Below are 14662 nucleotides of genomic sequence, written 5' to 3'. Positions count from 1 at the left end.
TCCGACGTTGGCGGGCCGGCCTGCTACTCCGCCGGCGCCGCCGTTGACAGCACGAGGCGCACCAGGTCCGCCTGGCGATGGACGCCGAGCTTCGAGTGCAGGTTCTTGACGTGCCACCTCACGGTGGCCTCCTTGCGACCCGTGGACACCGCGACTTCCCGGACGCTCCGACCGCGGGCGAGCAAGAGCGCGAGACCACTCTCGGCCGGAGTCAAGTCGTAGAGGTCGGCAAGTTGACGGCCGTCCATTTCGGGCGTCCTTCCCGGTTCCACCAACAGGATCTGAACGGCGACGCCACGGGTGTCGAAGCTGGTCCAGTCCAGGGGCACCGGGCATACGTGCAGAATCAAGGAGTCGGCTCTTGCATCGCCGGGACGCCAGAGAGCCATCGAACCGCCGACACCCCGGTCGAAACAGGCCGTCAGCAGCCGACCCAACCGGGCGTCCTCGTGCCGCGCGCAGGCTCTGAGCTGGTTCTTCCGCTGCGTAAGGCAGTCGCCTTCCGCCAGCACGCGCCGCGCCCGTTCGTTCGCTTCCAGCACCCGGCCATGGCGGTCGAGATGGAGCACACCCAAGCCCGTCCGGTCCAGCAGGGCCGCCAAGGCATCACCGCGCGCGTCCGCGGCGGCCAGCGCCTGCCGGACGCGTACGAAGTGCGCCACATGAGGGACCAGTAATTCGATGCGCTTCAGGTTCTCGAATGACCAACCGCTGCGGTCCATCTCTCGGGCGACGACCCAGAACATACTGGTGCCGCCATGTCCCGGCATACGAATGTTGAACTGATCGTTACTGGTATGCCGCGGGATGAAGCCCGCGTACACGGGCGAGCTCTTCTGTTCACTCTCGGTCAGGAGGTCCGTGTTGTGGTAGAGCCTGCCAGGGCGCATTCCCCTCATGCGGGGTATCCGCTCGTCCAGGGAGTGGTAGTACTCGATGTACTCCGACTCCAGATCCTCTTGCGGCTCGCCGCGAATCAGACCCCGATTGAAACGGAAGTCCGGGACAGTGTCGTCCACGTCAGCAGCTACGACGCAAAGCTGGCTCCCGATCAGTCCGCACGCACTGTCGATCGAAAGCGCCAGCTTCGTCCATCGACTCTCGTCGAAGACCGCTTCCTGCAGGAGGCCAACGACTTCGTCCATGGCGCCCACTTCTTTTCCTCTACGCTTCATCTAACGATCTTGGTCAGCTTACACGGATCAATCAGCCGCTAGCACCCCCAAAACAGGGGGGGCTGGCTACGGAGAACGAGCCGGGTCCCACGGCACAACGCGCGCCCTCGCAGAGCCGCGCAGCTCCTATCGCAGCGTGTAGAGTGCCGCCCGCGCGCTGCAGGGGGTTCGCCGTTGTTGTCTGCCTCGCGGCCGCGACTGTCGCATCTGCCGTCCCCGCAACCGCCCAGTCCGAGGCGACGACCGGGATCATCCGCGGCACCGTCCGCGGTCCTGACGGAGCGGCCGTGGGCGGCGCCCAGGTGCTGATCCAGCACGCGGAAACCGGGTTCACAACGTCCGTCGAAACGACGGCTACCGGCACGTTCGCGCGCACCCTGCTGCCGCTCGGTTCTTACGAACTGATCGTGACGAAGGACGAAGGCGGACAGATGGAGCGGCTCTCCGGCCTCACGCTGCGAGTCGGCGAGAGCCTGAACCTCGACATCGAACTGAAGGAGGTCGTCGCCGAGGAGATCACGGTGTCGACGGACGCCTGTGGGACGCCCGCGACCGAAGACGTGACGACTTCCCAGCGGCTTTCCGACGAAGTGATCGAGGGCCTGCCAGTGAACGGCCGCAACTTCTTCGACCTGACCCTGCTCACGCCCGGCGCGTCGATCTCCCAGGGGCCGGACGGCGACGAACTGAACATCAGCGGCCAGCGCGGCATCTTCAACAACTTCATCGTCGACGGCGCCGACTTCAACAACTCGTTCTTCGGCGAGCAACGCGGCGGGCAGCGGCCGGCTTTCACCTTCAACCAGGACGCGATCCAGGAGATGGTCGTCATCAACCAGGGCGCGACAGCCGAGTTCGGCCGGTCCGCCGGCGGCTTCGTCAACGTGATCACGAAGTCCGGCACGAACGAGTTCGAGGGCACGGCGCACACCTTCAGCCAGTGGGACGGAATCTCCACCGAGCATCCCTCCGGCGAGGCCGCGAAGCCGGACTTCAGCCGCCTCCAGTACGGCTTCACGCTCGGCGGTCCGGTCAGGCGGGAGCGTGTGTTCTTCTTCGGCGCCTATGACGAGCAGGACGGGGCGGAAACGAAACAGGCTATCCGGGAAGTCGTCAGCCCATCCAACCTCGCGCGGCTCGACGGCTTCCTGAGGAACCGCTGGCCCGGCCTCTTCGACGACGAGTTCGGCCCCATCGAGCGCTCGGACGACAACCGCGCCCTGATCGCCAAGCTGGACTTCAACCTGAGCGAACGGCACCAGGTTTCGGTCAAGTACAACTACACGTGGTCGGAGCAGGTGAACGGCACGTTCGATGTCGATTCCTGGGGTCTGTCCGCGAACGGCATCGAGCAGGACTACTCGCACGCCGTGAACTTCAGCCTCCGTTCCCTGCTCAGCAATCGCACCTCGAACGAACTGCGGCTGCAGTGGGCGCGCGAGAACCGCCCCCGACCCTACGGCGGGCCGCTGCAGCCGGGCGTGGCGGCCCCTCCTCCGCCGCCCTATCAGCGTCTCGGCGGCAGGCCCTTCCCCGACATCGGCATGGACTTCGCGGACGGCTTCCGCATCGGCCTGCCGTTCTTCCTGCCCATCGGCGCGGATGCTGCCGCCGAGCGGAAGCAACTCGTCGACAACGTCTCCACCCTCGCCGGCGACCACCTGGTCAAGGCCGGAATCGAGGTGAACCAGACCGGCGTCAGCCAGCAGTTCGTCGGCTTCGGCAACAGCCGCTACATCTTCGACTCGGTGGACGGCTTCATCAACTTCATGGAGCAGGGCAACCGCTACGTGACTTGCTCCGACGGCTCGAACAGCGCCGCCGGCGTCTGCCCGCCCGGGACGGAGATCACCGGACCCGTCCTCCTCTACCTGCAGGCCGCCACCGTTCCCGGCGTCCCCGCGGAGGACCTGGGCAAGCAAGCCTTCGATGTCGACGAGGTCGCTCTCTTCCTCCAGGACACCTGGCAGGCGACCGACCGGGTGGTGCTGAACCTCGGTCTCCGCTGGGAGGGAACCTGGAACCCGGACCCGCTGATCGAACCGGAGAGAACGTACTTCGCGCCCTATCTCGACGATCCCCGTTTCCCGTCGGACGGCAGGATTCCCGACGATCTCGACAACCTTCAGCCCCGCCTCGGCCTGGTCTGGGACGCCTCGGGCGACGGCTCCAATGTCCTGCGGCTGAACGCCGGTTCCTACGTCTCCCGCATTCCGAGCCTGGTGCTGGCCGGGCCCCGCACGACGAACGGCGCCTTCCAACAGGTCCTCTTCCGCAGCAGCGCTGCCTCGCCCGCGCTCGGTCCCGTGCCGCCGATCGACGAGCAGATCGACGGCTCGGACACGTTGCCCTTCCTGCCCGACATCACCGTCGTCGACCGGAATCTCGAACTGCCCGAGACCTGGTCCTTCGGCGCTGGCTACGAGCGCCGCCTGGGCCGCGGCCTGACCGCGGAACTCGCCTACCAGCATGCACGGACAGACGAGCTCTTCCGCTTCGTCGATCGGAACCACCCGGCCTTCGGGTCCCCCTTCGGCGTCGGCACCCATCCCGGCGGAGGCGGCATCAACGCGCTGAACAACACGGAGAGTTCGGTCGCGTTACCACGGGCTGACCGCGACCCTGCGCGGCCGGGACGCCTTCGACGGTCTGCTGACCTTCGAGCTGAACTACACGCTCAGCCAGGATCGCTCCGACGACGACAACGAACGGGATCCCTTTACCTTCCGCTACGCCGACCCCGCGAACCTCGGACCCGAATACGGCTGGTCCGACCGCGACCGCCGGCACCAGGTCGCCGGATACCTGCTCTTCGCCCTGCCCCGCGACATCCAGTTCAGCAACGTACTCCGCTACCTGTCGGCGTCACCCGTGTCGGAATCCTGCGCCAGCCCCGGTCAGCGAGCCGCCCAGCCATCCGACCGCATCTGCGCGGACGGCAACATCCTGCAGCGGAACACGCTCCGGCGCGACAACGACTTCCTGACCTGGGACATCCGCCTCTCACGTCCCTTCACCCTGGGCCGCGGTGTCACCCTTGAGCCGGTCCTCGAGATCTTCAACGTGACGAACGCCGACAACCGCCTCGACGCCTCGCAGGGCTCCCTCCTCTTCAACTTCGACGGCACCATCCGCAGCGGCCTAGGCGACAGCCGCCGCGGCCAGATCGGCCTCCACCTCCACTTCTAGGCCTGAACGGCAGTCCGACGACCTCCAGCCTGTGCAAGGGGTCTGAAGGGTCGGCCTCCAGGTGGCTCGGAACGAGCGACTCCCCGCGCCATCACAATGACCGACGCCGAACCGGAGCGAGTGGAGTGCAGTGAGCGCCAACCCCTCCTGAACTCAGTAAGCGCGGACCCGGGTCGCGCGATCCGCGCGACCCGTGAACCAGTCCGTGCGCCCGTCAGCGGTTGCACGGATGGCACGGCACCTGGAGGCTGACCCTTCATACCCCGCCGAACAGGCGGGTGAGCCCACCGCCCGTGCGCCCTGACAGTGAGCCGCCTACGCGCCGAGAATGCGTAGCTCCCGCGGCGACGAGGTGAGGAGTTCGCAGCCCTGCTCCGTGACCCGGATGTTGTCCTCGATCCGCACGCCGCCCCAGCCGTCGAGGTAGAGGCCGGGTTCGATCGTGAATACGGCGCCCTGCTCCACGACGTCGTCGTTGCCCGCCATGACGGACGGCGGCTCGTGGATCTCGAGGCCCAGTCCGTGGCCGGTCCGGTGGGTCATGAACTCCTTGAAGCGCCTTGCGTGGAGATTCGCCTGGCAGTTCTTGTGGACGTAGTCGTAGGTGACTCCCGGCCGCGACGCCGCCACGCCGCGAATGTTGGCCTGTAGCACCGACTCGTAGACCTCCCGCATCCGGTCGGTCGGGGAACCGCTGACGACGAAGGTGCGGGTGATGTCGCAGTGATAGCCGCCGAACGACGTACCGAAGTCGATCAGCAGGAACTCGCCTTCCTGCATCTCGCGTTCGTCCGGGACGCCGTGCGGCAGTGCCGACTTCGGGCCACTGAGGACGATCGGCCCGAACGAGATGCCCCCTCCACCCCGGCGCAGCAGTTCGCTCGAGAGCTTGGAAGCAATCTCGATCTCCTTCCGCCCCGGCTTGACGTCGCGCAGCGTGAACTCGAGCGCCGCCTCGGCGATCTTCGAAGCCCGCTTCATCAGCGCCGCTTCCTCGTCGCTCTTCCTGAGCCGGAGCTCGCTCACGATCTCTTCGGCACTCTCGATCTTCGCCCTCGGCAGCTCGCGTCGCAGGTGCTCGAACTCCATGTAGCGCAGGCTCAGCGGCTCCACCGCCACCCGCGACGTCTTGCCCAGGCACTTAAGCGCCGCCGCCGCGGCGTTCTCGGGGCCGTCCGCGTCGTCCCACAGGTGGACCGACCCGACCGCGGGCGCCGCTCCGCGGAAGTTCGCTTCCTCCAGGGCGGGCACCACGGCTACCGCCTCGTCGGCAGTTGGCACGATCAGCAGAAAGAGTCGCTCATGCGCCTCGAAGTCGTGGCCCAGAAGCCACGTCATCGTGGCCGCCGGCGTCAGGACAACCGCATCGACGCCTGCACCCGCGGCTGCCTGCCGCAGCAACTCCAGGCGTTCCGCGTCCCGGCTGGACTGCGCCTTTTCGCCGGCACCGTCGGCTTCAACCGCCAACTCTCCTCCAACCGTCTCGTCGCTCATGCCGTCCCCGCTGCCGCTGTTCTCTGCCTATCGGGCCGAACAGCTTACTCCGAATGCTCCAAGGTGCTGCCGAAGCTCTTCAAGCGACCTCGCCGGGCGCGATACAGTCCCGCCATCATGGATACATCGATCGGTTCCGAGTACAACGAGCTCCGAGAGGAGGTCCGCGCCTTCCTCACCGCTAACGAGGACGTTGCCGTCCCGGCCGGCCCCGGCTTCGGCGGTGACGCGTCGCAAGTCCGCGCCAGAACCCTGGAGTGGCAGAAGCGGCTCTTCGATGCCGGCTACGCGGGCCGCACGATCCCGAAGCGCTACGGCGGCGCCGGCCACGAGCCCGACGCCCTCGCGAGCCTGGTGATCGAGGAGGAGTTCCAGAGCGCCGGGATCTCCCTCGGGATGGAAAGCCAGGGTACCGGCATGTTCGTCCCGACGCTGCTGCACTTCGGTCGCGAGGACCAGAAGCAGGAGCTGATCCGGCCCACGATGCGCGGCGAACTGATCTGGTGCCAGGGGTACAGCGAGCCGGGATCCGGCTCGGACCTGGCGTCGCTGCGCACTTCCGCGGTGCTCGACGGCGACGAGTACGTGATCAACGGCCAGAAGATCTGGACCAGCGGCGCCCGCGAAGCCGACATGATGTTCGCCCTGATCCGCACCGAGGCCGACGCCGGGAAGCACGGAGGCATCAGCTACATCGTCCTGTCGATGGACACGCCCGGCATCGACATCCGGCCGCTGATGACGATGACCGGCGACGCCTCCTTCAACGAGGTCTTCTTCACCGACGTGCGCGTGCCGGCGACGAACGTCGTCGGTCGCCCCGGCCAGGGCTGGGAGGTCGGCACCTACACGCTGCGCTACGAGCGGAACATGCTCGGCCGCTCGAACGCGACGGAGAACTACTTCGACGGCTGCGTGGACATCCTGCGCGAAACCGGCCTCATCGAATCCCCCGTTTACCGTGACCGCCTGCTGAAGCTCGAAGGCAGGGTGCAGGCGATGAAGTACCACCAGTTGCGCCTGCTGACCGACATGCTGCAGAAGCGCGACTCTGGCGCCGGCGGTCTGATCGTCAAGCTGAACAACTGCCAGTTGAACTACGACATCTGCGCGCTCGCCATCGACGGAATGGCCGAGCGCGGGGTCCTGAAGCGCGGCTCCAAGCATGTGCGCGACTACGGCAACTGGCAGCGCAACTACATGTACGCGCTCGGCCTGATCATCGGCGGCGGCACCGCCCAGATCCAGAAGAACATCATCGGCGAGCGGGGCCTCGGCCTTCCGCGGGAGCCGAAGCCGGCAGCGGCCTGACCCCGCACGGCCCCTTAGAGAGAAGGAGTCCAGCATGGACTTTGGACTGACGCAGCCGCAGGAGCTGCTCCGAGACTCGATCGCCCGCTTTCTCGCCCAGGACGTGGGGATCGAGCGGGTCCGCCGCGTGATGGACTCCGAGTCAGGCCGCGACGAGGCGATCCACGGCCAGCTCGGCGACCAGGGGATCACAGGGCTCCTGATCGACATGGACCTCGGCGGTTCGGAACTCGGAATGCAGGAGGCAGCGATCGCTGCGCAGGAGATCGGCCGGGCCGCAGCACCCGTCAACTTCCACTCGGCCTACGTGCTTGCGCCGCTGATGCTCGCCGGGGCCGACGCCGGAGATCGGAAGAGCGCCCTGCTCGAAGGAATCGCCGAGGGCAGCTCGCTGATCACGCCGATCCTCGATGCGCCGATCGACGACGGACGGATTGAGGGCACCGTCCTCTACGTCCCCGACGCGGCATGGTCCGACGCCTTCCTGCTCGAGACGGGGGGCAGCCTCCACCTGCTCGACGCGTCGGTCTCAGGCATCGGCATCACACCGCTCGAGACCGTCGACGACACCCGTCGAGTCGCCGAGATCACCTTTTCCGGCATCGACCTGGGAGCGGCCGAGAACCTCGGCGGCAGCGCCGAGAACACCCGCCGCGCCGTCCAGGCGGCCCAGATCGCCCTCGCCGCCGACGCCCTCGGCGCCGCCCAGAAGGGCCTTCACATCTCGGTCGAGTACGCCAAGGAGCGGAAACAGTTCGAGCGCATCATCGGCTCCTTCCAGGCGGTGAAGCACATCTGCGCCGAGGTTCTGGCCGAAGTCGATCCGGTCCAGTCCCTGCTCTGGCACACCGCCGACGCCTGGGACCAGGGATCCGACGAGATCGACCATCTGGCCCCGCTGCTCAAGGCCCACGCCACGGACGTCGCCAGCAACGCCGTGACGATGACCACCCAGGTCTTCGGCGGCATGGGCTTCACCCACGAGTGCGACATGCACATCTTCTACAAGCGCGCCGGCTACGACCGGCAGATGCTGGGCAACCCGACGGCGTTGCGGGAGCAGGCGGCGGCCGTCATGTACGGCTGAGACGAGCCGGGATCAGTCCGCGGCGCCGAACAGCCGCACCATGCTGACCGTCACGCCGATCCCCTCCGCCTCCACCGCCGACGGCACGGTGACCCGGACGTCCGGGAAGTCAGCGACCCACGACTCGCTGCCGTACTCGCTGTAGGCCGCCTCGAAGCGCAACGCGATTCTGCGGGCGTACTCACCGCTGCCGAACCGCTTCTCCAGGCCGAGGCCCCAGGTGGTGGCGATCGGATCCACATCGCGGCCGTCTGTCCCCGAGACGAACTCGGACGGCGAGCAAGGCTCAGCGGTCATGCACCCTTCGAAGGTCGTGCTGAAGCGCGCCTTGAACAGCCGAACGCCGCCGAGCATGTAGATGTTCATGTCCTGGGACTCTCCGAAGCCGAGCCGCAGAGTCAGGCCGTAGCTGCGCTTCTTGTCGAGGGACCACGCATCCGGCCAGCTCTCGCCCAGTTGGTTGCGTTCGGGCGACGTGCCCACGCCGACCAACCGGCCGTCCGGCTCGCCGCTGTGGAACATGACGTCGACTTCCGTACTGAGGTACGCGCCGCCGTCGCCCAGGGGCGCGCGGTAGCCGCCGACGAAGCCGACGGCGAGATCCACGGTGTCGGCGGAGTTCCGGTCGCTAAAGACCATGCCGCGGCGCGGCTCGGGCACCAGAGTGTCCGGGTCCGTGTTGTCGACGCTCTTCGAGAAGGTGGCGTCGAACAGTTCCCCCGTCGCGGTGTAGCCGGCGTAGAAGCCGCGCTCCTGGGCGAGAGAGGCTCCGGCCAGGACCAGCACCGACGCGGCGCCGAGGGCTACGGCCCTGACCGGCACATACCGTGGACGCCGGGGCGGTCTTCGGAGCTTGCTCATCCTCATCTCCTCACGCCTACTCCACGATCGCCTGGTAGGTCAGCACTTCCATCGTTGGACGCAGCGGATAGGTGCCGGTAGGCAGCAACTGGGTCAGCACCATGGCGACGACTTCCTCCTCGGGATCGACGAGGAAATCGGTCGAGGCGGCGCCGCCCCAGCCGTAGGTGCCGGGCGAGGCCGGCAGGCCGGTGAGCCCTGTGTCGGTGATCGAGTACCCGCCCAGGCCGTAACCCATGCCTTCGCTCATCCCCATGTCGAGGTTGAGGCTCGACATGGGAGACGGCCCGTAGGCCGATCCCAGGTGGTTGTCCATCATCAGGGCCACGGTCTGCGTCCCGAGGATCCGCACGCCGTCGAGTTCGCCGCCGTTCGCCAGCATCTGGGCGAAGCGCAGGTAGTCGCCGGCGGTGGCGACCAGGCCGGAACCGCCCATCTCGACCTTGGGCGGCTTGCGGTAGGCGCTGTTCTCGGGATCGTCGAAGACGACGATGCCACCCTCCGGCGTCGGCGCGTAGTTCACGGCGAGGCGGTCGAGCTTCTCGTCCGGGACGTAGAAGTCCGTGTCGACCATGGCCAGCGGGTCGAAGATGCGCTCCTTCAGGAAGTCGCGGAAGGTCTGCCCGGAGACGACCTCGACCACCCGACCCGCGACCTCGAGGCCGACGCTGTAGTTCCAGGCGGTGCCGGGGTGAGCCAGCAGGGGCTGTTTCGCCAGCTCCCGGACGTAGTGCGCCAGGTCGTCGTGGGGTACGGCGTCCGCCGAGCCCTCGAGTCCCGCGGCCACGTAGCTGGCCGCGACCGGACTGGGGATGAAGGTGTAGGTCAGCCCGGAGGTGTGGGTCATCAGGTCGCGGATGACGATCGGCCGCCGCGCAGGCTCCGTCTCCAAGTCGTCGCCGTCGCCGGAGACGTAGACCTGCGTGTCGGCGAACTCGGGAAGAACCCGGGACAGCGGCGTCGACAGCAGGAAGTGCCCCTCCTCCCAGAGGATCATCAGCGCCGCCGAGGCGATCGGCTTGGTCATCGAGTACATGCGGAAGATCGTGTCCTCGGCCATCGGCTCGCCGGCTTCGACGTCCTGGTAACCGCTGGCCTCGAAGTGCACGACCTTGCCATCGCGGGCGACGGCGGTGACGACGCCGGACAGCTTGCCGTCCGTCACATAGCTCTCGAACGCCGGCCGGATCCGGTCGAGCCGCTCGCTCGACATGCCGGCGCTCTCCGGCGTGACGCGGGGAAGGCCGGCGAAGGTCTCGCCGGTACCGGCCGTGCTGCCAGATCCCTGGGGCGCGCAGGCCGCAAACAGGACGGCCGCGAGTAGAGCGGCGAGGGTGACAGTGAAGATGGGTCGTTGACGCATGGCGGATTCCTCTCTCAGTCGTCACCCAGCAGCCAGGTTTCGTCGAAGCTCACGTGCTTGATGCTCTTGCCCTGGCCGCCGTCGTCGAGCGCGCCGGCGACGTGGTAGCTGTAGGTCACGTGGATGCGGCCGTCCCGGGCCTGGATGACGGACGGGTAGTGGTAACGGCCGACGCCCTTCTCCTCCCGCTCGATGTAGCGCCGCCGCCTGAAGGTCCTGCCCTCGTCCTCGGAGACCGAGACGGCGAGCTGGTAGCGGCCGTCGGGGATGTCGTTGTGAACTACGATCCAGCGGCCGCTATCCAGTTTCAGGACCTCGAGCCCGGCGCCGGTCTCGACCAGATCGGGATGGTCGCGGGCGATCGTCCAGGTGGCGCCGAGATCACGCGACTCGGCGACATGGGCCCGCTTCGGCGGCGGGCCGTTGTCGCGCATGAAGGCGAGCAGCGTGCCGTCTTCGCGGAGCGCGAACGTCGGCTGGATGTTGCCGCCGCCGATGATCGGCTCGCTCATCGTCCAGGTGTGGCCGCCGTCGTCGCTGTAGGTGGCGGAGGCGAAGCTGAAGCCGTCCGAGTAGAGCCCCAGGAGCAGCCGCTGACCGCCCTCGGGCAGCGGCAGAAGGACCGGATGGGCGCGGGTGAACCAGCCGATGCGGCGGGTCAGCTTGTCGGCGGCCTGCTCCAGGTTGCGCGCCGCCCATTGCCGGGCCGACTCCGGCGCGGCGGGATCCGAGGCGCCTGTGAAGCCAAGGCTCCGGAAGTACTCGTCGGTCCTCTCCGCCACCAGGTCGTGGAAGCCGTCCCCGGGCTTCATGTGGAGCACGTCCTGCCACTGCCACACCGGCGGCCCCGGCCCGTCGAAGTCGGTCGAGACCTTGACCTTCATCAGGGCGCTCTCCCAGAGATTCGCCTGGATCGTGGGCCAGAACAGCCACAGCCGGTGGCCGCCCGCACTGACCGGCTCGAGCAGCAGGGTGCAGTTCGTGTCGGGAAAGCCCGGAGTGTCGGCGAGCAGGAACGGCTCGCTCCACGCCTCCGCGCCGGCCTGCAGGCGGGCGCCCAGGATCCGCACGTCGTCCGACCGCCGCTCGCCCGATCCATGGAACCAGGCCGTCAGCAGGTCGCCGTTCGGAAGTTCGACGACCGAGGAACCGTGGTTGTGCCAGTGCTCAAGCGGGAAGATGAGCTCGCCAATGGGATCCCGGCCGGAAACGGGGAGGGCCGTGACCGAAGTCAGGACCGTGACCAGCGCCAGGAAGCGGCACGGGCGGCCGGGCCCCGTTGGGGACCGGCTCGGCGGCGTTTCGGCGGCGCTCACAGTTCCTCCGCTACTCCGCCGCGAGGGACACCCGGATGATCTCCTCGTCGTTTCTCGCGACAATGTGGCGGTTGGCGTAAGCCGGATGGGACCAGTTCACCTGTGCGTCGTAGAACCGCCGGGGGCCGAAGCCGGAACGGGCGGTCGGTTCGATCAGCTTGGCGCGATCGATCTCCTCGTAGCCGTCCCGCGAGAAACGCGCGATGATCAGGTCGCCGACGTCGTTGTTCACGAACCAGCGGTCGCCGTGTTTGACCATGAAGGCCGCTCCCCAGCGGCCCTGTCGGGTCATCCTGTCGCTCTCCCAGAGCCTGGATCCATCGGCGGCGTCGAGACCCCGCAACTGGCCGTAGCTGCAGACCCCGTAGATCGTGTCGCCCTCGAGGATCGGCGTCGTGATCAGCGCGTGCAGGCCTTCCGTCTCCTCCGGCATCTCGCTGCGGCTCTGGCCGCGCCAGAGTTCACGCACCTCCGGCTTCTCGGAATCCAGTTCCAGCAGCAGGGAACCGCGGTAGAACTGGCTGAACAGCAGCCGGTCGCCGTCGATCACCGGAGTCGTCACCGTCATCCCCGAGGCCACTTCCCAGGGCACGGTCCAGTAGACCTCGCCGGTCGCCGGATCGAGTGAGTTGACCGCCTTCGGCTCCCAGATGATGAGCTGCTCGACGCCGCCCGCCTCGAAGATCATCGGCTGGCCGTAGCCCATCTCCCAGTCGGAGGAAAGCGACCGCCAGATTTCGTCTCCGGTGTGCTTGTTGAAGGCGATCACCTTGCCGTCCGGCTCGGCGCCCACGATCTGGATCAGCAGGTCGCCGTGGACGAGCGGCGAACTGGAGAAGCCCCAGATCGTGATGCTGGCGCCGCCCTCCTCCACGGAGTCGTAGCTCCAGACCACCTCGCCGGTCTCCGCCTCGAGCGCGATCAGATGGCCGACCGCACCCATCACGTAGATCCGGTCGCTGTCAACGCTCGGCGTCGAGCGGGGACCGATCGCGTAGCTCTGCTGCAGCGCCGAGTAGTTCACGTCCCACTCGTGGCTCCAGAGCACCTCGCCGGTCTCCTCGTCGAGTGCCAGCAGCCGCTCCTTGCCGAGAATGGCGCGCGACCCCTCGGTGCGCGCCCAGTCCATGACGAAGACACGGCCTTCCGCCACCACCGGCCCCGAGTAGCCCCCGCGGATCGGTGTGCGCCAGACGACCTTCGGGCCATCCTCCGGGAAGCGCTCGAGGATCCCGTCCTCGTGCCAGACCCCGGAACGGTCGGCGCCCCGCCACTGCGGCCAGTCGTCGCCCGCGGCCGGCGCAGCCAGCGTCAGCCCAAGCACCACACCGACGACGCGCACGACCACGCTTCGCCCTAGATGTCGTAGTACAGCGCGAACTCGTGCGGATGCGGCCGCAGCGCGACCTCCTGGCACTCGTTCTCACGCTTGTACGCGATGTGGTTCTCGATCACATCCTCATCGAACACGCCGCCGGCTGTGAGGAAGTCGTGGTCGTCCTCGAGTGCGTCGAGCGCCTCGTCGAGAGTGCCCGGGGTGGTCGGGACGCCCTCGCTCTCCTCCGGAGACAGGTCGTAGATGTCCACATCCAGCGAACCGCCCGGATCGATCTCGTTCTGAATGCCGTCGATGGCGGCCATCAACAGCGCGGCAAAGGCGAGATACGGGTTGCAGCTCGGGTCGGGGCAGCGGAACTCGACCCTCTTCGCCTTCGGCGACGGCGAGTACATCGGGATCCGCACCGCGGCGCTACGGTTGCGCTGCGAGTAGACCAGGTTCACCGGTGCCTCGAAGCCCGGCACCAGCCGCTTGTAGCTGTTCGTCGTCGGGTTGGTGAAGGCAAGCAGAGCCGGCGCGTGCTTGAGCAGACCGCCGATCGCGTGCATCGCCATGTCCGACAAACCGGCGTAGCCGTCGCCCGCGAACAGCGGCACTCCGTCCCTCCAGAGCGAGAGATGCGTGTGCATGCCGCTGCCGTTGTCCTCGAACAGGGGCTTCGGCATGAAGGTGACGGTCTTGCCGTGCTTGGCGGCTGTGTTCTTGATGATGTACTTGTAGAGCATCATCGCATCCGCCATTTCGACCAGGGGCGCAAAGCGAAGATCGATCTCGGCCTGACCGCCGGTGCCGACTTCGTGGTGCTGGCACTCGACGTTGAGGCCTACGTCCTCCATCGTGAGGATCATCTCGCTCCGCATGTCCTGGTGCTTGTCGGTCGGCGGCACCGGGAAGTAGCCCTCCTTGTAGCGCGGCTTGTAGCCGAGGTTGGGCCCCTCGTCGGCGCCGCTGTTCCAGCGGCCCTCGATCGAGTCGACCTCGTAGAAGCCGAAGTTCGGACCGCCGTCGAAGCGCACGTCGTCGAAGATGAAGAACTCCGCCTCGGGACCGAAGTAGGCGGTATCGGCAAGGCCGGTCGACTGCACGTAGGCCTCCGCAGCCTTGGCGACGCCGCGCGGGTCGCGGCCATAGCTCTCACGCGTGATCGGATCGACGATGTCGCAGGTCAAAACGAGCGTCTTGTGCTCGAAGTACGGATCGACGAACGCCGTGCCGGGATCCGGCACCACGAGCATGTCCGACTCGTTGATCACCTGCCAGCCGCGGATACTCGAGCCGTCGAATCCGAGCCCGTCCTCGAACGTGTCCTCGTCCACCTCGCCGGCCGGCACCGAGAAGTGCTGCCACAAGCCGGGAAAGTCCGTGAAACGAAAATCGACGATCTGGAACCCCTCCTCCCGGATCCGGTCGACGATCGACTTGGGGCTAGCCTCTGCCATGAAGTTCTCCTTTGTTGTCCCTACCGCGGTGAAGCCGGGCCAGACCGGTACGGTCGAGCCGACCCGACGGTCGTGCGAGTGCCTGAAA

The 14662-nt window shown here is 67.3% G+C and carries 11 protein-coding genes; 4 read left to right on the top strand and 7 right to left on the bottom strand.

Translation table 11 applies throughout. The features are described 5' to 3' along the window. Positions 1-23 precede the first annotated feature (23 nt). Positions 24-1145: a helix-turn-helix transcriptional regulator gene (locus OXG83_02925; GenBank protein MCY3963968.1), complete on the bottom strand. Its 1122-nt coding sequence runs from the start codon at positions 1143-1145 to the stop codon at positions 24-26. A gap of 173 nt (positions 1146-1318) precedes the next feature. Here OXG83_02925 and OXG83_02920 point away from each other — a divergent pair, with 173 nt between their 5' ends. Continuing rightward, on the top strand, positions 1319-4216 hold the full coding sequence (locus OXG83_02920) for a TonB-dependent receptor (protein MCY3963967.1): 2898 nt from the start codon (positions 1319-1321) through the stop codon (positions 4214-4216). Between the two features lie 22 nt (positions 4217-4238). Continuing rightward, a complete protein-coding gene (locus tag OXG83_02915) occupies positions 4239-4364 on the top strand; it encodes a hypothetical protein (protein MCY3963966.1) in 126 nt (41 codons plus the stop codon). Between the two features lie 315 nt (positions 4365-4679). On the opposite strand, the gene OXG83_02910 is transcribed toward OXG83_02915, so the two are convergent. Continuing rightward, positions 4680-5858, bottom strand: a complete 1179-nt coding sequence (locus tag OXG83_02910) for a Xaa-Pro peptidase family protein (GenBank protein ID MCY3963965.1) — start codon at positions 5856-5858, stop codon at positions 4680-4682. Between the two features lie 117 nt (positions 5859-5975). Here OXG83_02910 and OXG83_02905 point away from each other — a divergent pair, with 117 nt between their 5' ends. Next, complete coding sequence (locus tag OXG83_02905; protein ID MCY3963964.1) at positions 5976-7169, top strand: acyl-CoA dehydrogenase family protein; 1194 nt, start codon at positions 5976-5978, stop codon at positions 7167-7169. 34 nt (positions 7170-7203) lie between these two features. Next, entirely contained in the window at positions 7204-8256 is a 1053-nt protein-coding gene (locus tag OXG83_02900) for an acyl-CoA/acyl-ACP dehydrogenase (GenBank protein MCY3963963.1), read from the top strand. 12 nt (positions 8257-8268) lie between these two features. Here OXG83_02900 and OXG83_02895 read toward each other — a convergent pair whose 3' ends face one another. Genes OXG83_02895 through glnA form a run of 5 tightly spaced genes read right to left on the bottom strand, consistent with a single transcriptional unit; the run spans position 8269 to position 14574 of the window. Beyond that, positions 8269-9117: a hypothetical protein gene (locus OXG83_02895; protein ID MCY3963962.1), complete on the bottom strand. Its 849-nt coding sequence runs from the start codon at positions 9115-9117 to the stop codon at positions 8269-8271. 16 nt (positions 9118-9133) lie between these two features. Next, the gene (locus OXG83_02890) at positions 9134-10480 is read right to left on the bottom strand and encodes a serine hydrolase (GenBank protein MCY3963961.1); all 1347 of its coding nucleotides are present in this window, start codon (positions 10478-10480) and stop codon (positions 9134-9136) included. A gap of 14 nt (positions 10481-10494) precedes the next feature. Then, complete coding sequence (locus tag OXG83_02885) at positions 10495-11796, bottom strand: sialidase family protein (GenBank protein MCY3963960.1); 1302 nt, start codon at positions 11794-11796, stop codon at positions 10495-10497. A gap of 10 nt (positions 11797-11806) precedes the next feature. Continuing rightward, a complete protein-coding gene (locus OXG83_02880; protein MCY3963959.1) occupies positions 11807-13144 on the bottom strand; it encodes a PQQ-like beta-propeller repeat protein in 1338 nt (445 codons plus the stop codon). An 8-nt stretch (positions 13145-13152) separates the two neighbouring features. Then, entirely contained in the window at positions 13153-14574 is a 1422-nt protein-coding gene (glnA, locus tag OXG83_02875) for a type I glutamate--ammonia ligase (protein MCY3963958.1), read from the bottom strand. Positions 14575-14662 lie beyond the last annotated feature (88 nt).

The organism is Acidobacteriota bacterium (genome assembly GCA_026707545.1).
GTDB lineage: Bacteria > Acidobacteriota > Thermoanaerobaculia > Multivoradales > Multivoraceae > Multivorans.
Note: the sequence above shows the minus strand (reverse complement) of the source record. Positions and strands in the feature narration are given on the sequence as shown.